Genomic DNA, 18,482 nt, shown 5'->3' on the forward strand with positions numbered 1-18,482 from the left:
TTGCTTAGCTGTGAAATTATTCTCTGTTAGAGCAAAAAAATCCGTATTTAGGCGTAAAACCATATAGACGTCTACACATCCATAAGATATGTTGGCAGAATAAGAAACCAGATGCAATAACGCAACATGGATTTAACTGACAATGCAGACGCTTAACAGGCTCGATTTACAAACCACCAGCTTAAGAATTATCGATAGCCAGCTCTGGATACTCGATCAGCAAGCATTACCACAGCGTCAGGAGTGGCTATTAGCTGATACGGTAGAATTACTGATTGGCCATATCCAGACATTGCGAGTGCGTGGCGCGCCGCTTATTGGACTGTCAGCAAGTTTATTATTGGCTTTGCTGGCAGAACGTGGTTTGCCGCAAGCTCAACTTGAGCAGGCACTCATCGCGCTGCGTGAATCCCGCCCGACGGCAGTCAACTTGATGAATAATCTGGCACGGATGCAGCAGGCTTTGCTACAAGCCAACTGGGTCGATAGCCTGGCTCGCGAGGCGCTACATCTGGTAGATGAAGACCGAGAATTGTGTGAGTGCATTGCCCGGCATGGGGCGGCACTGGTTAAACCGGGTAGTAACTTGCTAACCCACTGTAATACCGGTGGGCTCGCTACGGCGGGCATTGGTACCGCTATCGGCGTATTATTAAAAGCCCATCAACAAGGTAAGATTAACCAGGTGTGGGTTGATGAAACCCGTCCTTTGCTGCAAGGCGGCCGCTTAACCGCCTGGGAGTTAGGTGAGTTAGGTATTCCATATCAATTGATTTGTGATTCGATGGCTGCCAGCCTGATGGCTCAGGGCAAAGTGGATGCTATCTGGGTCGGCGCGGATCGCATTGCCGCCAACGGCGATGTGGCAAATAAAATAGGCACTTACAGTTTGGCGGTGTTGGCCCACTATCACAATATTCCGTTCTATGTTGCCGCTCCGCACACCACTCACGATCCAAACTGCCCGAATGGTGCAGCGATCCCAATCGAGCAGCGTGCCGCCAGTGAAGTGACCGGTGTCTCAGGCAGCTTTGGCAGTTGCCATTGGGCACCAGAAGATGCCGTTGTGTATAACCCGGCATTTGATGTCACACCGGCGGCATTGATCAGTGGTTGGGTATTAGACAGCGGCGTCATTAGCCCAGAACAAGTGGCGGCAGGCTTCTTCCAAGCTAAGAATGAGCAATGTTTGTAATTTTATCCCCAAAGCAATTGAAGCCGCAGCGGTGTTAGCTGCGGCTTAAAGTACGAAGGTGATCAATCCAAACGTGGATAAGCATCGGCTATCTTATCGCCAGTAAAATGTGCCACCCACCCCTCAGGATTATCAAATACCCGAATAGCCGTGAAATTCGGTGCAGACCCCATATCAAACCAGTGGCGAGTATCGGCAGGGACAGAAAGTAAGTCATTCTTTTCACAAAGTATTTGATAAATTTTACCGTTCAGATGCAAACAGAACAGCCCTGCCCCTGCAACGAAAAAGCGCACTTCATCTTCGCCGTGGGTATGTTCTGATAAAAACTTCTCACGCAACACTTCCCGCTGAGCGTTATCAGGCCGCATGCTAATCACATCCCAACTCTGATAACCCTTCTCCGCCACCAGCCGGTCAATCTCATGTTGATAAGCTGCAATCACCGCCTCCGGCTGTGGATTTTCACCCAGTTCACGATCTGCCTGCCAGCGCTCAAAGCGCACACCAATAGCAGTCAGTTGCTGCTGGATCTCTTCAGCATCACGGCTTTGCCACAGCGGTTGTTCCGGCTGCTCATCACTAAAAATCGTTAATCCGCTCATGCTGTAAAATCCTCCAAAACGATTTGATCAAAACGGCTCACCTGTGGGTGGCGGCTTTCGTTATCAGGTAAGTCGCGAATCAGTTGGCAAGTTTGCCAACCCGCCAGTTGCGCGGCATCCAACTCCTGGCGGATATCAGATAAAAACAGCAGTGCTTGTGGGGCGATAGCTAATTGACTAGCAATATTCTGATAAGAACTCACCTCACGTTTTCCCCCAACATGGGTATCAAAATAGCCACTGAATAGCGGGCGTAAATCCCCTGCATCGCTGTAACCAAACAACAGTTTCTGCGCAGCAACCGAGCCAGAAGAGTAGACATATAACCCCAAACCCTGTTGCTGCCAGTCGGCCAATTGCCGGGCCACTTCTGGGTAAAGATGACCACGAAAGTCCCCTTGCAGATAACCGGTGCGCCAGATAATGCCTTGAATCGCTTTCAACGCCGTGGATTTACGGTCTTCATCCATAAAACCATGTAACGCGGTAATCAATGTTTCAATATCAGCACCCGGCTGTGCAAGCTCATGGCGCAGACTGGTTAGCGCTACGGCAATCTCTTCATCCTGCTGATGTGCACGCAAATAGGGCGTCAGTCGCTCGCGGGCATAGGGGAACAGCACCTGATGGACAAAGCGGATGTCACTAGTGGTGCCTTCAATATCGGTAACAATAGCCTGGATCATTTAGCCCCCACGTTAGGATTGAGATCAAACCAGCGGCGTTGCAGTTCACACTGGAACAAGAATTCCAGCCCTTCCAGATGACGACGGGCTTCCACCACGCTATTTCCCCAGCAATACAGGCCATGACCGCGCACCAAGAATCCGTAGTGTAGCGGGTTATTATCTGCCAGTGCGGCAACCCGTTGGGCTAGCGCCGGAATATCCTGATCATTATCAAAAATAGGGATGGCAACCGCATCCAAATGGCTACGCTGACCCGACAGTGATTTCTGCATTTCATAACCTTGCAATACTAATTCATGGCTACGCTCAACCCGAGATAGCACGGTGGCATTCACCGAGTGAGTATGTAACACCGCATTGATCTCTGGATACAGACGATAAAGCAAGGTATGTAGCCCGGTCTCTGCCGAGGGTGTGCGCCCACTTGGAACATGGTTGTTGGCGGTTTCCACCAGTAGAAAATCGTCAGCGGTGAGGCTGCCTTTATCTTTACCTGATTCAGTAACCAGACAATGAGTCGAGTCCAGCCGCAGGGACATATTACCACCGGTCGCTGGGCACCAGCCCTTCTCCCCGATCCAGTGGCAGGCGGCTAACAGCGCGCCAAGTTGTACATTTTCTGTCATTGCATATCCCTGTTGTGGTGTAGGTGGGTCATCACATTTAGCAACCGCAATTTGCCCAACGATCAGCCTTAGTACATTTTTATCTATGCTTAGCAAATTACGGCATTTAGCCGTTTAAACATCTAAGCGTCTTGATTGCCAAATCTTAACATCGTGTTATATTGACGGCAACATACAGCGCCAGGAGTATTCATCTGCCATGAGCACTTTATCCTTTATTCCAGACAGTAAATTGCCGGCACAAGGCACCACAATCTTTACGCAAATGAGTGCATTGGCGCAAAAATACCAAGCGATTAACTTATCGCAAGGGTTCCCCGATTTTGATGGCCCAGACTATTTGAAACAGCAATTGGCCTATCATGTCAGTCAAGGTGCAAACCAATATGCCCCAATGACCGGCGTGGCACCGCTGCGCAATGCAATTGCGGAGAAAACGGCTAAAATCTACGGCTGGCAGCCCGATGCCGACAGCGAAATCACCATCACTACCGGTGCCAGCGAAGCCCTGTTTGCCGCCATTACCGCCCTGGTGCGCCCAGGCGACGAAGTTATCTGCTTTGATCCCAGTTACGACAGCTATGCACCGGTAGTTAAACTGGCGGGCGGCATACTCAAGCGCATAGCACTAAAACCCCCGACATTCGCCACCGACTGGTCTGAATTTGCTGATCTGGTTTCTGAACGTACTCGTCTGGTTATCGTCAATACGCCGCATAACCCTTCAGCGACTGTTTGGCGGGCGGAAGACTTTGAACAACTGTGGCAAGTGATTGCTGAACGTAATATCTATGTGCTGAGCGATGAGGTGTACGAACACATCTGCTTTAGCGCCGCAGGCCATGCTAGTGTGCTGGCTCATCCGCACCTGCGCCAACGCGCCATTGCAGTGTCCTCTTTCGGCAAAACCTTCCATATGACCGGTTGGAAAGTGGGGTATTGCATCGCCCCCGCCGCTATCAGTGCCGAAGTGCGTAAAATTCATCAATATCTGACCTTTTCGGTTTGCACGCCGGTTCAGCTCGCATTGGCGGATATGCTCAATGCCCAACCAGAGCACTGGCAGCAACTGCCCGATTTTTATCGCGCCCGTCGTGATCGCTTCGTCAATGCGCTGTCCACCAGCCGCCTGAAAATTCTGCCGAGTGAAGGCACCTATTTCCTGTTGGCCGATTACAGCGCGGTTTCTGATCTTGATGATGTTGAATTCTGCCAATGGTTAACCGAACATGTCGGCGTGGCAGCGATACCGTTATCGGTATTTTGTGAAGGCCCGTTCCCCCATAAACTGATCCGGCTGTGCTTCGCCAAACAGGATGCCACGCTGGATGCTGCTGCGGAGCGATTGTGTCAACTTTAAAACTGACCCTGTTGCAACAGCCATTGGTATGGTTGGATGCACAGGCAAATCTGCGCCATTTTGACATGCTGTTGGAGCCACTCCGGCAGCGTGATGTGATTGTGTTGCCAGAGATGTTTACCACCGGTTTTGCCATGAATGCGGCTGAAAATGCATTATCAGAAGGTGAGGTCATCAACTGGTTACGCCATTGGGCCACAGTTACTGATGCCCTGATTGGCGGCAGTGTGGCGCTGAAAACCACCGAGGGTGCGGTGAACCGCTTCCTGCTGGTTGAACCGAATGGGCGCGTTCATCATTATGACAAACGCCACTTATTCCGCATGGCCGGTGAGCACCACCACTATCAAGCGGGCAAAGAGCGCAAGGTGGTGGAATGGCGTGGCTGGCGAATTTTGATGCAAGTTTGCTATGACCTGCGCTTTCCGGTGTGGTCACGCAATTTGCAAGATTATGATTTAGCACTCTATGTCGCGAACTGGCCTGCTCCCCGCGCCAAACACTGGCAAAGTTTACTGACAGCGCGCGCGATAGAAAATCAGGCTTACGTCGCCGGATGTAATCGGGTCGGCGATGATGATAACGGCCATCACTATCAGGGCGACAGTGTGATTCTGGATGCTCAAGGCGAGGTGTTGGCGCAAGCAGAACCGGGACTGGCTGTGCAACTGGATGCTGAGTTGTCTTTAGAAACATTGCAGAGCTATCGCGAAGCCTTTCCGGCATGGCGCGATGTTGATGATTTTTTATTGTTGTAAAGGTAAAACCAGGGGGAGCCGTACCGCAAAAGTGCTCCCCCAGTGTATTAAACCCGTTGCCAGGATAGCACCGTTTCCAGATAAGCCTGAATGGCTAGCGCAATATCACTATGCGTGACGGATTCATCAGGATGATGGCTTACCCCTCCTTTGCAGCGCACAAACAACATCCCTACCGGCCAGCACTCAGCAACAGCAATGGCATCATGCCCCGCACCACTAGGCAGCAATAATGAGCGCCCCTGTACCCGATCAATACTGGCGTTGATTCGCTGGCGCAAAGCCATATCACATTCGGTAGCACTGATACGGTAAAACTCTTCTGATGAAAAAGTCAGGCCGCGCTGTGCTGCTATCACTTGCGCCTGCGCCAACAAACTGGCCAGTAACTGGTCCACGTGACAGTCTTGCGGGCCACGAATATCCAGCGTCAGAGCCACCTCTGCGGCAATCACATTCACAGCACCTGGCGAACAACTGAGTGTTCCAACTGTCGCCACTAAATGTTCACCATAGCAAGCAGTCAACTGTTCAACGACACCAATCCATTGTGCCGCACCGGCCAATGCATCTTGCCGCTGCCCCATCGGCACCGTACCAGCGTGGCCCGCTAAGCCAATAAATCGGCAATTCAGACGGCGCGCGCCATTGATTTCCGTCACCACGCCCAATGCCAAATCGGCCTTTTCTAAACACGGCCCCTGTTCAATGTGCAGCTCCAGATAAGCACAAAAATCACTCACCTCACGTCGCGCACTGACAATAGCCGCGGGGTCAAAATCAAGGTTCTCCATGGCCTGCGCCACACTGACACCCTCAGCATCAGTTTTACTCAACCAATCGGCCGGCCAGCACCCAGTGATACCTTTACTACCCAGCAGGGTAATACCAAAGCGCGTACCCTCTTCATCGGCAAAACCAATCACCTCAATGGCCACCGGCAGCCGCTGCTGCTGACGATACAAATACCCCACCACTTCTAGCGCACTTAATACACCTAACATACCATCGTAACGGCCGGCGTTGCGCACCGTATCAAGATGAGAGCCTAACAATAGGGCCGGCGCATCAGGTTGCAGCCCTTCATAACGGCCGCAAATATTACCAACTGCATCCTGCCAGACGTGCATCCCGACCGCCTGCATCCATTCACCCACTTGCTGATTTGCCCGCAAATGTTCAGGAGACAGGTACACCCGCGTCAGCGCATCCGCTGATTCACTGATTGCCGCCAGCACATCACAACGGGCCAAGACCCGTAATGCAGCCTGCTCTGCCTCGGCATCCGGCAGGGTAACAGCCATCAGTTCGCTCCGTTTAGTGGATCAATAACTGGTTTATCACTCTCAGCCTGATAGACATTCCACGCGCTTTGCAATCCGTTGCCCTGAACCGTGGCAAAACCTAAACGGTTTAATACCGCCTCCAATGCCACCAGCGTTTGCATCACACAATCTTTACGCGCGTTATATCCCATAGTGCCGATGCGCCAAATTTTGCCATTTAACGGCCCGAATGAGGTACCAATCTCGATACCAAAATCATTTAGCATCAGTTGCCGCACTTGCTCACCAGGAACACCGGTCGGAATAACCACCCCCAACACATTGTTCATGCGGTGCTTCATATCACCGAACACCGCCAGCCCCATTCCCTGAATGCCCGCCAACAACGCTGCACCATGCAAAGCATGACGGGCAATACCGTTATCCAATCCCTCTTCCAGTATTACTCGTGCGCATTCCCGTGCCGCAAACAACATACTGGTGGCTTCGGTATGATGATTCAGGCGCTCCGGCCCCCAATAATCCATGATCATGCCCAAATCAAAGTAATTGGAATAGATCATCTCTTCGTCGCCATCAGCATGATCCTGAGTACGGATCCCCTGCTCAATACATTTGCGCCGCCGAATTTGCTCAGCGAATTGTGGGCTGAGGGTTACCGGAGCACTGCCTGATGGCCCGCCAAGGCACTTTTGCAACCCGGCAGATACCGCGTCCAACCCCCAGGCGTCAGTTTCCAATAGGTTCCCCCCCAGCGATGCAGTCGCATCGGTATAAAACAACACTTGATGGCGGCGACAGATCTCGCCCAACTCAGCCAGCGGCTGCAACATGGTGGTTGAGGTATCGCCCTGCACCGTCAATAGCAGCCGTGGGTGCACTTTCTTGATAGCATCTTCAATCATTTCTGGGCTGAATACCTCGCCCCACGCCACTTCGATAGTGTGGACTTCGGCCCGGCAACGGCGGGCAATTTCACACAATAAGTGACCAAAACGGCCAAAAACCGGCACCAGAACTTTATCGCCAGGGCGGATGGCCGACAGCAAAACCGCTTCAATACCCGCACGAGAGGTGCCATCGATCAACATCGTCCACTGATTCTCAGTGCGGAAAACCCCACGATATAGCGCCATCACCTGATTCATATACTCTGTCATCGCCGGATCGTATTGCCCGATCAACTGACTGGCCATTGCCCGCAATACCCGGGGATCGGCATTGATCGGCCCCGGCCCCATCAGCAACCGTGCCGGTGGGTTAATCTGACAAAACAGCGGGTTAGGGTTTATTGCCGACATAGAAAATCTCCATCCTTAAATAATTCAGTGAAATGTGGCCTACAAACCACGGACCGATGATATAAACTGTTTTAATTCAGTAGTTTGTGGATTAGCAAATAAGGCGCGACTTTCGCCCTGCTCCCACACCCGCCCTTGATGCATAAACACCACCCGGTCACCCACTTCACGGGCAAAATTCATCTCATGGGTCACCAGAATCAGTGTCATACCTTCTGCCGCCAACTGTTCGAGGACTTTCAACACTTCCCCCACTAACTCAGGATCCAAAGCCGAGGTGATCTCATCGCACAGCAATACCTTCGGCTGCATCGCCAGCGCACGGGCAATCGCCACACGCTGCTGCTGCCCACCGGAAAGATTAGCCGGGTAATAATCGAGCCGGTCTGCCAGCCCAACTTTTTCCAGCATCAACGCCGCCAGTTCACGGCACGCGGTCGTGCTCTTTTTCAGTACCCGACGCGGTGCCAGCATCACATTCTCCAATGCTGTCATATGTGGGAACAGATTAAAATTCTGGAACACCATGCCTACCGAGCGGCTAATCTCCCGCGCCTGCGAATCACGATCCGTTACCGTCATACCGCCCAACTTGATACTGCCGTCCTGATATCCCTCCAGCCCGTTGATACAACGCAATAAGGTACTTTTACCTGAACCACTGCGGCCAATTATCGAGATCACTTCGCCCATCTCGATATCCAGATCTACACCTTTAAGTACATGGTTCTGGCCATAGTATTTTTGAACCTGATTAATGGTGATCAGCGGCATGGAATTTCCTCTCCAGATAATGGCTGTAACGCGACAACGGATAACACATCAGGAAATAGCCCAGCGCCACTAAGCCAAAAACTTTAAACGGCTGATAAGTGACATTATTGAGCATGGTGCCCGCTTTGGTTAATTCGACAAAACCAATGATCGATGCCAGTGCTGTGCCCTTGATAACCTGCACCGAGAAACCCACGGTCGGTGCAATTGCGATACGCATCGCCTGCGGCACAATCACCCGCAATAACGTCTGGCTGAAACTCAGGCCCAGACAGCGGGAAGCCTCCCACTGGCCTTTCGGCAACGCGGCAATACTGCCACACCAGATATCCACCAGAAAGGCACTGGTAAACAGTGTCAAAGCCATCGCCGCAGCCGCCCACGGGCTAACATCAATACCCAACAGCGCTAAGCCGAAGAAGGCCAGAAACAGTTGCATCAGCAACGGCGTGCCCTGAAACAATTCGGTATATAAACGGACAAAACGAGCAGCCCAACACCAACGACTCAAGCGCATCAACATCAATGGTAATGTCACTAATGTGCCGCCGAAAAAGGCCGTTAGTGACAGTAACAGCGTCCAGCGGGCGGCCAATAACAAGTTACGGATGATATCCCAGTCAGTAAACATCATGAGTTATGGCTCCCAAAGAATCGACGGCCAACCGCCAGCAGTAATTGGCGCATTGCGATGGCTAACAACAAATAGAGCAAGGTGGTCACCAGATAGACCTCAAAACTGAGGAAGGTGCGCGACTGAATCAGGTTGGCGGCAAATGTCAGCTCTTCAAATGACACCTGCGATACCACCGCAGAACCGAGCATCACAATAATGCACTGGCTTACCAGCGCCGGATAAATGCGCTGTAACGACGGCGGTAGGATCACGCGGAAAAAAGTCTGACTACGGCGTAACCCTAATACCCGGCCCGCCTCCCACTGGCCTTTAGCGCTGGCTTGAATGCCGGCACGAATAATCTCCGTGCTATAAGCGCCCAGATTGATAGTCATCGCCAGTAAGGCTGCCTGACCGGCGCTAAGTTTCAAGCCAAGTGCCGGTAAACCAAACACAATAAAAAACAGTTGCACCACGAATGGGGTATTACGCACAATTTCTACATAACCGCCCCATATCCGGCGCAATATAACCCTGTCACCACAGCGAATTGCGGCTCCCGCTATCCCCAGCGCAATACCGCCGAGGGTGGCCATAGCCGTCAGCTCAATGGTGGTCAACAGGCCCGACAATAGTTCAGGCAGATAAGGCCACAAAGCAGAGAAATTAAGCTGATAGGTCATAGCCAGCTCCTGTTATGCACCCAAATCAGCCGGTAACGGCGCCTTCAACCATTTCTCGGACAAACCATTTAGCGTGTTATCCTGCAATGCTTCCCCAATCAGTGCATCCACTTTGGCTTTCAGAGCCGGTTCTCCCTGACGTAAACCGATATAACACGGTGAATCTTTCAGCATAAACTTCGCCACCGGTGCCTGGGTTGGATTCTGGCGAACCAGTGCACTGACCACCAAATTGCCCGTCGCCAGATAATTCACCTGACCAGACAGGTAGGCTGACAGCGTAGTGTTGTTATCTTCATAGCGTTTAATCTGAGCATCTTTAGGGGCTAACTCACTCAGCACCATATCTTCCACTGCACCACGGGTTACCCCCACCGTTTTACCTGCCAATTGTTCTGGTTGCTTCAGTGCATCGTCTTTAGCACCAAATACACCCAAGAAAAACGGCGCATAGGCACGGCTAAATGCGATGGCTTTTTCCCGTTCAGGATTTTTACCCAAGCTGGAAATCACTAAATCCACTTTATCCGTTTGCAGATAAGGCACTCGGTTGGCACTGGTCACCGGCACCAGTTGCAACTTTAGTTTCATCTTATCGGCCAAATAATGCGCCATATCGATGTCATAACCCTGCGGCTGAAGATCCGTACCAACCGAGCCAAATGGCGGGAAATCCTGTGGAACGGCGACCCGCAACACACCACGCTGCTGAATTTGCTCTAACTGATCGGCTAACACCGAAGGAGCCTGAACCCATATCAGTGCAGCACCCAGCAAGGCCAACATCCGCTTTTTCATGTTCATAGCATATCTCCGCTAACTCAGTAATGAAACGATGGATTCTTTAAAAGCAAATACTGAAACCATCGTTGCAACTACTGTGCCAATGATAACCTATGACGAGAGGCCCATATTTAGGCTCACTACACGAATCACAAGGAATAAATCGAAGGGAAGGACTCACAATCAAGGTGCAAATCAACAATCAAAACGCACCACAAAAGTGCATTAATTGATAAAAAGAAGGCGTTAGCGCGCCGCCGGGAGGTGAAAGTGACATAAGCTGCCGCAACAGCCAGAAGAGGGTTAACCCCTTCGGACACTAAACTAAACAATAGCCTTTTGACCTATCGGGCGAACAAACTACCGTTGCTCTAACTCTCCTAAAGCATCATATAAATCAGCGATTTGATGAATTCTCTGACGCCCCTGTGCGAGCATTTCATGCAACAAAGCATTACTCAGTAAATTTGCCAGACTCATGGCCGAAGAGTAGCTATCAAAAGCCGATACGCTGTCGAGCGGCGTAGTCAACCGCCAACGTGCTAACGACAATATTGATTGAGCCTGCGGCTCACAAATCAGCAGCGTCGGCACGCCTTGTACCTGCATTTGTAGTAGGATCTCGCGGATAACTTTTGGCCGGCGGCGAAATGCCACCACCATAACTAAATCACGCGGCGTGACATCCACCAACTCCTCTGCCAGCGTCTGCCCCGCTTGCGGCACCAACTGCACGTGCTGGCGCACCTGCAACAACTGTTGACGTAAATGCAGAGCAACCGGGTAACTGTTTCGTAGCCCCAACAATAAGATACGCGGCGCATGTATCATCGCATCGATAACCTCGGCTAACTGACGGCTATCCAACTGACTCACCCAATGCGTTAAATTCGCCATTTCTTGCTTATAGTGGCGCGCCAGCAAGGTGTTCCCTTGTACCGCATCACGGCTATCGGTCAATGGCATACCGCTTTGACGCAAGGTGCGTACTTCTTCACGCATTTCCCGGTAACTGGCGTACCCCAGGCGCTTAAACAGCCGGCTAACCGTGGCTTTAGACACCCCACTCAAGCGCGCCAATTCAGCACTGTTATAGCTAATCAGGTCGTCAAAATGATCAAAAATAAAATCAGTAACGCGCTGCTCCTGCGGGGTCAATTGCGCATAATGTGCCCGCAAACGTTCATCAATCTGTTTCATACCCTTCTCCGGCCAATGAAACTATCGTTTCAGCATAAGCATTTTTGCGGAAAATAGCACACAAGCCCACCGCAGTAATAAGATAATTTTCATGCTGAGTGCTAAATCTGTCATTCGGGAGCCCGTCGGCCACGGTTCGATTAGCCTGCTTGGTTGAAGCAAAGTGATCACCGATCGAATATCAACTAAAACCCGATCTGAACTGAACTGAGATAAAATTTATCCCTTGGTTTATCATTCCTAATTATCTAATACTGTCGCTCTTATCAATTCAGAATAATTCCTTATGACACAAAAAGCTGAAAACTCCGGGTTAAGTCCGGCATTGATCGTGTTGATGTCGGTCGCAACCGGACTGGCTGTTGCCAGCAACTACTATGCCCAGCCACTGCTGGAAACCATCGCACAAACCTTTAATCTCTCGGTCAATCAGGCTGGGTTTATCGTTACTGCGGCCCAGTTGGGCTATGCCGTGGGATTAATGTTCCTGGTGCCGCTAGGGGATATGTTTGAACGCCGTGGGCTGATTGTGGGCATGACCTTGCTGGCCGCTGGCGGCATGCTGATTACCGCGATGTCACAAAACCTCACTATGATGATTGTTGGCACCGCGCTCACTGGTTTGTTCTCAGTGGTGGCACAATTACTGGTGCCACTGGCGGCCACTCTGGCTGCGCCGGAAAAACGCGGCAAGGTGGTCGGTATTATTATGAGTGGCCTGCTGCTGGGGATTTTGCTGGCACGAACCGTGGCAGGAGCACTGGCCTCCATTGGCGGTTGGCGCACCATTTATTGGGTCGCCAGCGCGCTGATGTTCGTCATGGCATTGGTATTGTGGCGCTACCTGCCGCGCTATAAACAACATACCGGTTTAAATTACGGCCAACTGCTTGGATCGATATTCTCGCTGTTTATTCGCACACCAGTGCTGCGCACCCGTGCCTTGCTCGGCGCGCTCTCGTTTGCCAACTTTAGTGTATTGTGGACGTCGATGGCCTTCTTACTGGCTTCTCCCCCCTTCGGCTATTCAGAAGCTACTATCGGGCTATTTGGCCTGGTCGGTGCTGCTGGCGCGTTGATGGCGACCAAAGCTGGCCAATTGGCGGATAAAGGTAAAGCCCGCATCACCACCAGTGTTGGTTTGGGATTACTGCTGTTGTCATGGATACCTATCGCCCTGGGGCAGCATTCCATCATCGCGCTGATTATCGGCATTGTGGTGTTGGATCTGGCGGTTCAGGGGGTGCATGTCACCAATCAGAGCGTGATATATCGCATGATGCCGGAAGCCAGAAATCGCTTAACCGCCGGTTATATGACCACTTACTTTATCGGTGGGGCGTTAGGTTCGCTGATTTCAGCAGCAGCATACCAACATGCGGGCTGGTATGGTGTGGCAATGGCCGGTTTGGTGCTATGCATACTAAATATTACGACGTGGCTGGCCGGTAAACGCTTTGATCCTCCCGCTAATCAACCCGTTGAGTGATCTCAGTTAGTTAGCTAACTAATAATCAATACAGATATAAATTTGGGTTATAGGGTGTTAAGAAAATTACCACTCTGGTAATGTTACCTAACTTGTTATTTTGCCCTGTAACCCAAAGATCTTATGCCAAGCCAAATCACCGACTCTCCGCCAACTACCCGGTCAACCGCCACCTTTACGGAGGGCATTACCGATAGCCTGCCTATCGTTATCGGCTATTTACCCGTCGCCTTCGCCTTTGGTCTGAGTTCGGTAAAACTGGGTTTTACCCCGCTGGAAGGTATTTTCTTCTCTTGCATCATTTATGCCGGTGCCAGCCAATTCGTTATTACCGCCCTGCTCAGCGCCGGGATGTCATTATGGGTTTCCGCCTTAACCGTGATGGCAATGGATATCCGTCATATCTTGTATGGACCGGCACTCAAACACCGTATTCTGACCAAATTATCCGCTAAAAAAACCGCGCTGTGGGCATTTGGTTTGACCGATGAAGTGTTTGCTGCTGCCACCACCAAGTTAATGAAAGATCAGCGGCGCTGGAGCGAAAACTGGATGCTCGGTATCGCGTTTACCTCTTGGCTATCTTGGGTGGCAGGTACCGCAATCGGTGCCATGTTTGGCAATGGCCCGTTGGAGAATTATCCCGCTATTGAGGCCTCCCTCTCCTTTATGTTACCGGCGTTGTTCTTGAGCTTTCTGCTGGCCTCATTTAAACGCCAATATAGCCTAACCGTTATCGCCTCGCTGAGTGGCGCATTGCTCGGCGCCGTGTTGTTCTCTATTCCGGTGGCAATTTTGGCCGGAATTGGCGCAGGGTGCCTGGCCGCCCTGCTGCAACCCACACCAGAAGTGGTGACCGAACACAGTGAAAATAACGAGCAGGAGCCGACACCATGAATTCAGATGTCCTGATTATTGGGTTAGTGGTGGGGACGGTAAATTACCTGTTTCGTTATTTGCCACTGCGCCTGGGACCAGCACGTAAACCAGCGGGTCTGCAACGAGGCCGCGTTTCACTGCTGTTGGACAGCATTGGGATTGCTTCTATCTGTGCGTTATTGGTGGTTTCCAGTACACCAGAAATTATGCATAACCCGCAGAAACTCATGCCGACACTGATTGGCTTTCTGGTTATCTGCGGTTGCTTTTATAAAACCAACAGTATTATCTTCGCCACGTTATTTGGCGCGATCAGCTATGGACTGACATTCAAATTGCTCATGATTTTGGGATAAGAGATTGCCTGAATTGTGAGCTAAAACACAACACCCTTACAATTAGTGATACTAATTACTTACAAACAGTGACTGAATAACACGAATTGCTAAATTTTTCTCGAATTATACCGTTTACATTATTAGTCACTATCGTTACTGTACCATTTGAAATTAATGAGGCTCATTATAATGGAAAGTTCGTTTAGTCCTATAGAACAGATGCTTAATTTTCGTGCCAAACGCCAGAAAGATTTCCCTTATCAGGAGATTCTACTGACACGCTTGTGTATGCATATGCACAGTAAGTTGCTAGAAAATCGCAACAAAATGCTGAAAGCACAAGGAATTAACGAAACCTTATTTATGGCATTAATTACACTGGATGCGCAGGAAAGTCGCAGTATCCAACCGTCTGAACTGAGTGCGGCACTGGGTTCTTCGCGCACTAATGCGACCCGCATTGCTGACGAACTGGAAAAGAAAGGTTGGATTGAGCGCCGCGAAAGCCACAATGACCGCCGTTGTTTGCATTTGCATCTGACCGAGGCGGGCGTTGAGTTTTTGAATCAGCTGCTGCCCCCACAACATAAATGTCTGCATTTTCTTTGGTCAACCCTGGACGCTGACGAACAGCAACAGCTTGAAACGCTGACGCGCAAGTTACTGTCTCGTTTAGATCAAATGGAAGTACCGGAGCAGTAATTCCAATATATCTATCCAGGCGCATTACTTGATCCAGGTAAATAACTATGCGATCCCCACATAGCTGGAGACTCACGCCTTTGTTCGCCATTTTTTAAGGGCTGAACTGACGACTGATTTACTCGGCTAACACCCGGATATTGCAGCCCAATGCCCGTTATAACACTGGGATTATCGGCAGTGATGAGCTGTTGGTAACCGAATCACAATATCTACAACAGCAACAATCGGAACTTAGCGCCAGCAACCATTTATTGCAGGCCAGGATTAGTTTGATCCGTTCATTGGGTGGTGGTTATCAGGCCCCGGTCAATGAGGGTTCACAAAATAAAACAATATAAAATGTGGGGAAGACCATGAGTACAAGCGCGGAAGCTCAAATCCCGCAACAACCGCAGAACAAGAAGAAGCAACGTAAACGCATACTTCTTCTCCTGACGGTTATTTTTATCATCCTTGGCGTGGCCTATTTTATTTATTGGTTCTTGGTGTTACGTCATCATCAAGAGACTGATAATGCTTATATTTCAGGCAACCAGATACAGATCATGTCGCAGGTTCCCGGCAGCGTGGTCAGTGTCAATTTCGAAAATACCGATTTTGTTAAAAGTGGCGATGTGCTGCTGTCTCTTGACCCAACTGATGCCGAACAGGCGTTTGAGCAGGCAAAAACCGCACTGGCTAACAGTGTGCGTCAAACCCACCAGCTCATGATTAACAGTAAGCAGTATCAGGCGAATATTGCTCTGAAAAAAACTGAACTGAGTAAATCACAAAATGACCTACAACGCCGTGTGGTGCTCGGTTCGGCTAATGTTATTGGCCGTGAAGAGCTGCAACACGCCCGTGATGCCGTCGATGCCGCACAGGCTTCGCTGGATGTTGCGATTGCACAATACAATGCCAATCAGGCATTGGTTTTAAATACCCCATTGGAAAAACAACCGGCTGTCGAGCAGGCTGCGGCCAAGTTACGTGATGCCTGGCTCTCCTTGCAACGGACCAAAGTTGTCAGCCCGGTAGACGGTTTTGTTTCACGCCGCAGTGTGCAAGTGGGTGCTGAAATTGCCAATGGCGCGCCATTAATGGCAGTTATCCCGGCAAACCAGATGTGGGTTGACGCTAACTTTAAAGAGACACAGTTAGCAAATATGCGCATTGGCCAAAGCGCCACAGTCATAACTGATTTCTATGGTGATGACGTGGTTTATCAGGGGAAAGTGGTTGGTCTGGACATGGGGACCGGCAGCGCCTTCTCACTGTTACCGGCGCAAAATGCCACCGGTAACTGGATTAAAGTGGTTCAGCGCCTGCCAGTCCGTATCGAACTGGATAACAAACAACTGGCTGAACATCCGCTGCGTATTGGCCTGTCTACCACGGTTAGAGTGGATACCGCCAACACCGATGGCCAAGTGCTGGCACAAAATGTGCGTAAAGAACCTGCATTTGTAACTAACGCGCTGTCACTGGATTTAGCACCGGTTAATCAAATGATTAGCGACATTGTTCATGCGAATGCGGGTTAATGTTGATGCAAATGCAAGTTAAGCGCGCCGGAGGCCTCTGTGGCACAAAAACCGCTTGAGGGTGCCCAACTCGCCTGGATGACGGTCGCGCTATCATTAGCAACCTTCATGCAGGTGTTGGACTCCACCATTGCAAACGTGGCTATTCCTACTATTGCCGGTGATTTAGGCTCATCCAACTCGCAAGGCACTTGGGTTATTACTTCGTTCGGGGTGGCAAATGCTATTTCGATCCCCATCACCGGCTGGCTGGCCAAGCGCATTGGTGAAGTGCGCCTGTTCCTGTGGGCAACCGGGCTATTTGCTCTGGCTTCATGGTTGTGTGGTATTTCCAACAGCCTGGGGATGCTTATCTTCTTCCGGGTGATTCAGGGGTTGGTCGCAGGGCCATTGATTCCGCTATCGCAAAGCCTGTTACTAAATAACTATCCGCCAGCGAAGCGAAGTATGGCCCTGGCATTGTGGTCGATGACAATTGTCGTGGCCCCGATATTTGGGCCGATCCTCGGCGGTTATATCAGCGATAACTATCACTGGGGCTGGATCTTCTTTATCAACATCCCTATCGGGCTGGTGGTTATTCTGGTCGCAGGCAGTACCTTAAAAGGACGTGAGACCAAAACTGAAATCAAACCCATTGATACGGTGGGGCTGGTGCTATTGGTGGTTGGGATCGGCGCGTTACAAATCATGCTTGACCAAGGTAAGGAGCTGGATTGGTTTAACTCGACCGAGATTATCGTCCTGACGGTCATTGCCGTGATTGCCATTACCTTCTTGATAGTCTGGGAACTAACCGACGACCACCCGGTGATTGATCTCTCGTTATTCAAATCGAGAAACTTTACCATTGGTTGCTTGTGCATCAGCCTGGCCTATATGTTGTACTTTGGCGCGATTGTCTTGCTGCCACAACTACTACAGGAGGTATATGGCTACACCGCCACCTGGGCTGGCCTGGCATCTGCGCCGGTAGGCATATTGCCGGTGCTGTTATCACCGATCATTGGTCGCTTCTCTCATCGAATTGATATGCGACAGTTAGTCACCTTCAGCTTCATTATGTATGCGGTATGTTTCTACTGGCGGGCTTACACATTCGAACCGGGAATGGATTTTGGTGCATCGGCGTGGCCGCAATTTGTGCAAGGCTTTGCTATTGCCTGCTTCTTTATGCCACTGACCGCCATTACGTTATCTGGCTTGCCGCCAGAGCGCATGGCCGCAGCATCCAGTTTGTCTAACTTCCTGCGAACCTTGGCGGGATCGATTGGTACCTCCATCACCACGACGCTCTGGACGCAAAGAGAATCGATGCACCATTCGCAACTGACCGAGTTTGTTAACCCGTTCAACCCGAATGCGACATTGATGTATCAGGAGTTGGAAAAACTGGGGATGAATCAGCAACAAGCCTCGGCTTATCTGGCACGGGAAATTACCAATCAGGGGCTAATTATCTCAGCCAATGAGATCTTCTGGCTCTCGGCGGGAGTATTCCTGCTGCTGCTGGCGCTGGTGTGGTTTGCCAAGCCACCCTTTACCTCCGGCGGCGGCGGCGGTGCGCACTAGCGGCTAACGCTGAGCAACAAAAAGGGCACTGATTTATCATCAGCGCCCTTTTTTATTTTTCTAGCTTAGTGATATACCCAAAGTCATTGGAGTTGCG

19 protein-coding genes and 1 pseudogene are annotated in these 18,482 nt (G+C 50.7%); 10 read left to right on the top strand and 10 right to left on the bottom strand.

Annotated features, from left to right (window positions below):
- The first annotated feature begins 142 nt into the window (after window positions 1-142).
- Complete coding sequence (gene mtnA, locus V1956_RS20670; RefSeq protein WP_420071337.1) at window positions 143-1,195, top strand: S-methyl-5-thioribose-1-phosphate isomerase; 1,053 nt, start codon at window positions 143-145, stop codon at window positions 1,193-1,195.
- Between the two features lie 62 nt (window positions 1,196-1,257).
- On the opposite strand, the gene V1956_RS20675 is transcribed toward mtnA, so the two are convergent.
- Genes V1956_RS20675 through V1956_RS20685 form a run of 3 tightly spaced genes read right to left on the bottom strand, consistent with a single transcriptional unit; the run spans window position 1,258 to window position 3,115 of the window.
- A complete protein-coding gene (locus V1956_RS20675) occupies window positions 1,258-1,800 on the bottom strand; it encodes a 1,2-dihydroxy-3-keto-5-methylthiopentene dioxygenase (RefSeq protein ID WP_083160165.1) in 543 nt (180 codons plus the stop codon).
- Window positions 1,797-2,486 carry an acireductone synthase gene (mtnC, locus tag V1956_RS20680; protein ID WP_372558141.1) on the bottom strand — a complete coding sequence of 230 codons (690 nt, stop codon included), beginning with the start codon at window positions 2,484-2,486 and terminating at the stop codon, window positions 1,797-1,799. Before mtnC ends, V1956_RS20675 begins: the two co-directional genes overlap by 4 nt.
- Window positions 2,483-3,115: a methylthioribulose 1-phosphate dehydratase gene (locus V1956_RS20685; RefSeq protein WP_442825609.1), complete on the bottom strand. Its 633-nt coding sequence runs from the start codon at window positions 3,113-3,115 to the stop codon at window positions 2,483-2,485. Before V1956_RS20685 ends, mtnC begins: the two co-directional genes overlap by 4 nt.
- 199 nt (window positions 3,116-3,314) lie before the next feature.
- Here V1956_RS20685 and V1956_RS20690 point away from each other — a divergent pair, with 199 nt between their 5' ends.
- The gene (locus tag V1956_RS20690; protein ID WP_420074581.1) at window positions 3,315-4,475 is read left to right on the top strand and encodes a pyridoxal phosphate-dependent aminotransferase; all 1,161 of its coding nucleotides are present in this window, start codon (window positions 3,315-3,317) and stop codon (window positions 4,473-4,475) included.
- Window positions 4,463-5,233: an amidohydrolase gene (locus V1956_RS20695; RefSeq protein WP_372558138.1), complete on the top strand. Its 771-nt coding sequence runs from the start codon at window positions 4,463-4,465 to the stop codon at window positions 5,231-5,233. The genes V1956_RS20690 and V1956_RS20695 overlap by 13 nt, the downstream gene beginning before the upstream one ends.
- 47 nt (window positions 5,234-5,280) lie before the next feature.
- On the opposite strand, the gene hpxK is transcribed toward V1956_RS20695, so the two are convergent.
- The 7 genes from hpxK to V1956_RS20730 all read right to left on the bottom strand — a co-directional run bounded on the left by hpxK (window position 5,281) and on the right by V1956_RS20730 (window position 11,876).
- Entirely contained in the window at window positions 5,281-6,537 is a 1,257-nt protein-coding gene (gene hpxK, locus V1956_RS20700) for an allantoate amidohydrolase (RefSeq protein WP_442825610.1), read from the bottom strand.
- Window positions 6,537-7,820 (bottom strand): pyridoxal-phosphate-dependent aminotransferase family protein, encoded by a 1,284-nt coding sequence (locus V1956_RS20705; protein ID WP_372558136.1) that lies wholly within the window; start codon window positions 7,818-7,820, stop codon window positions 6,537-6,539. The genes hpxK and V1956_RS20705 overlap by 1 nt, the downstream gene beginning before the upstream one ends.
- 39 nt (window positions 7,821-7,859) lie before the next feature.
- Window positions 7,860-8,594, bottom strand: a complete 735-nt coding sequence (locus V1956_RS20710; protein ID WP_420074579.1) for an amino acid ABC transporter ATP-binding protein — start codon at window positions 8,592-8,594, stop codon at window positions 7,860-7,862.
- Window positions 8,575-9,228 carry an amino acid ABC transporter permease gene (locus V1956_RS20715; protein WP_372558134.1) on the bottom strand — a complete coding sequence of 218 codons (654 nt, stop codon included), beginning with the start codon at window positions 9,226-9,228 and terminating at the stop codon, window positions 8,575-8,577. The genes V1956_RS20710 and V1956_RS20715 overlap by 20 nt, the downstream gene beginning before the upstream one ends.
- The gene (locus V1956_RS20720; RefSeq protein WP_083160181.1) at window positions 9,225-9,893 is read right to left on the bottom strand and encodes an amino acid ABC transporter permease; all 669 of its coding nucleotides are present in this window, start codon (window positions 9,891-9,893) and stop codon (window positions 9,225-9,227) included. The genes V1956_RS20715 and V1956_RS20720 overlap by 4 nt, the downstream gene beginning before the upstream one ends.
- Window positions 9,894-9,905: 12 nt before the next feature.
- Entirely contained in the window at window positions 9,906-10,697 is a 792-nt protein-coding gene (locus tag V1956_RS20725; RefSeq protein ID WP_372558133.1) for a transporter substrate-binding domain-containing protein, read from the bottom strand.
- Between the two features lie 339 nt (window positions 10,698-11,036).
- The gene (locus V1956_RS20730) at window positions 11,037-11,876 is read right to left on the bottom strand and encodes a MurR/RpiR family transcriptional regulator (RefSeq protein ID WP_442825611.1); all 840 of its coding nucleotides are present in this window, start codon (window positions 11,874-11,876) and stop codon (window positions 11,037-11,039) included.
- A 286-nt stretch (window positions 11,877-12,162) separates the two neighbouring features.
- Here V1956_RS20730 and V1956_RS20735 point away from each other — a divergent pair, with 286 nt between their 5' ends.
- From V1956_RS20735 to emrB, 7 genes and pseudogenes are all read left to right on the top strand, one after another.
- Window positions 12,163-13,365 carry an MFS transporter gene (locus V1956_RS20735; protein ID WP_372558131.1) on the top strand — a complete coding sequence of 401 codons (1,203 nt, stop codon included), beginning with the start codon at window positions 12,163-12,165 and terminating at the stop codon, window positions 13,363-13,365.
- Between the two features lie 123 nt (window positions 13,366-13,488).
- The gene (locus V1956_RS20740; RefSeq protein ID WP_442825612.1) at window positions 13,489-14,262 is read left to right on the top strand and encodes an AzlC family ABC transporter permease; all 774 of its coding nucleotides are present in this window, start codon (window positions 13,489-13,491) and stop codon (window positions 14,260-14,262) included.
- Window positions 14,259-14,600, top strand: a complete 342-nt coding sequence (gene ygaH / locus V1956_RS20745) for an L-valine transporter subunit YgaH (RefSeq protein WP_372558129.1) — start codon at window positions 14,259-14,261, stop codon at window positions 14,598-14,600. Before V1956_RS20740 ends, ygaH begins: the two co-directional genes overlap by 4 nt.
- A 171-nt stretch (window positions 14,601-14,771) precedes the next feature.
- Window positions 14,772-15,284 (top strand): transcriptional repressor MprA, encoded by a 513-nt coding sequence (gene mprA / locus V1956_RS20750; RefSeq protein ID WP_083160191.1) that lies wholly within the window; start codon window positions 14,772-14,774, stop codon window positions 15,282-15,284.
- Window positions 15,285-15,433: 149 nt separating this feature from the next.
- Window positions 15,434-15,625: pseudogene (locus V1956_RS20755) on the top strand (efflux transporter outer membrane subunit); the annotation flags it as partial.
- 15 nt (window positions 15,626-15,640) lie between these two features.
- Window positions 15,641-16,813 carry a multidrug efflux MFS transporter periplasmic adaptor subunit EmrA gene (gene emrA, locus V1956_RS20760; RefSeq protein ID WP_420071329.1) on the top strand — a complete coding sequence of 391 codons (1,173 nt, stop codon included), beginning with the start codon at window positions 15,641-15,643 and terminating at the stop codon, window positions 16,811-16,813.
- A gap of 39 nt (window positions 16,814-16,852) precedes the next feature.
- Window positions 16,853-18,385 carry a multidrug efflux MFS transporter permease subunit EmrB gene (emrB, locus tag V1956_RS20765; protein WP_083160195.1) on the top strand — a complete coding sequence of 511 codons (1,533 nt, stop codon included), beginning with the start codon at window positions 16,853-16,855 and terminating at the stop codon, window positions 18,383-18,385.
- Window positions 18,386-18,482: the final 97 nt, after the last annotated feature.

This window comes from Yersinia sp. 2540 StPb PI (assembly GCF_052217165.1).
Taxonomy (GTDB): domain Bacteria; phylum Pseudomonadota; class Gammaproteobacteria; order Enterobacterales; family Enterobacteriaceae; genus Yersinia; species Yersinia enterocolitica_E.

Coding starts and splice junctions, on each gene's coding strand:
- mtnA (WP_420071337.1), top strand. CDS start 143: ATGCAGACGCTTAACAGGCTCGATTTACAAACCACCAGCTTAAGAATT.
- V1956_RS20675 (WP_083160165.1), bottom strand. CDS start 1,800: ATGAGCGGATTAACGATTTTTAGTGATGAGCAGCCGGAACAACCGCTG.
- mtnC (WP_372558141.1), bottom strand. CDS start 2,486: ATGATCCAGGCTATTGTTACCGATATTGAAGGCACCACTAGTGACATC.
- V1956_RS20685 (WP_442825609.1), bottom strand. CDS start 3,115: ATGACAGAAAATGTACAACTTGGCGCGCTGTTAGCCGCCTGCCACTGG.
- V1956_RS20690 (WP_420074581.1), top strand. CDS start 3,315: ATGAGCACTTTATCCTTTATTCCAGACAGTAAATTGCCGGCACAAGGC.
- hpxK (WP_442825610.1), bottom strand. CDS start 6,537: ATGGCTGTTACCCTGCCGGATGCCGAGGCAGAGCAGGCTGCATTACGG.
- V1956_RS20705 (WP_372558136.1), bottom strand. CDS start 7,820: ATGTCGGCAATAAACCCTAACCCGCTGTTTTGTCAGATTAACCCACCG.
- V1956_RS20710 (WP_420074579.1), bottom strand. CDS start 8,594: ATGCCGCTGATCACCATTAATCAGGTTCAAAAATACTATGGCCAGAAC.
- V1956_RS20715 (WP_372558134.1), bottom strand. CDS start 9,228: ATGATGTTTACTGACTGGGATATCATCCGTAACTTGTTATTGGCCGCC.
- V1956_RS20720 (WP_083160181.1), bottom strand. CDS start 9,893: ATGACCTATCAGCTTAATTTCTCTGCTTTGTGGCCTTATCTGCCTGAA.
- V1956_RS20725 (WP_372558133.1), bottom strand. CDS start 10,697: ATGAACATGAAAAAGCGGATGTTGGCCTTGCTGGGTGCTGCACTGATA.
- V1956_RS20730 (WP_442825611.1), bottom strand. CDS start 11,876: ATGAAACAGATTGATGAACGTTTGCGGGCACATTATGCGCAATTGACC.
- V1956_RS20735 (WP_372558131.1), top strand. CDS start 12,163: ATGACACAAAAAGCTGAAAACTCCGGGTTAAGTCCGGCATTGATCGTG.
- V1956_RS20740 (WP_442825612.1), top strand. CDS start 13,489: ATGCCAAGCCAAATCACCGACTCTCCGCCAACTACCCGGTCAACCGCC.
- ygaH (WP_372558129.1), top strand. CDS start 14,259: ATGAATTCAGATGTCCTGATTATTGGGTTAGTGGTGGGGACGGTAAAT.
- mprA (WP_083160191.1), top strand. CDS start 14,772: ATGGAAAGTTCGTTTAGTCCTATAGAACAGATGCTTAATTTTCGTGCC.
- emrA (WP_420071329.1), top strand. CDS start 15,641: ATGAGTACAAGCGCGGAAGCTCAAATCCCGCAACAACCGCAGAACAAG.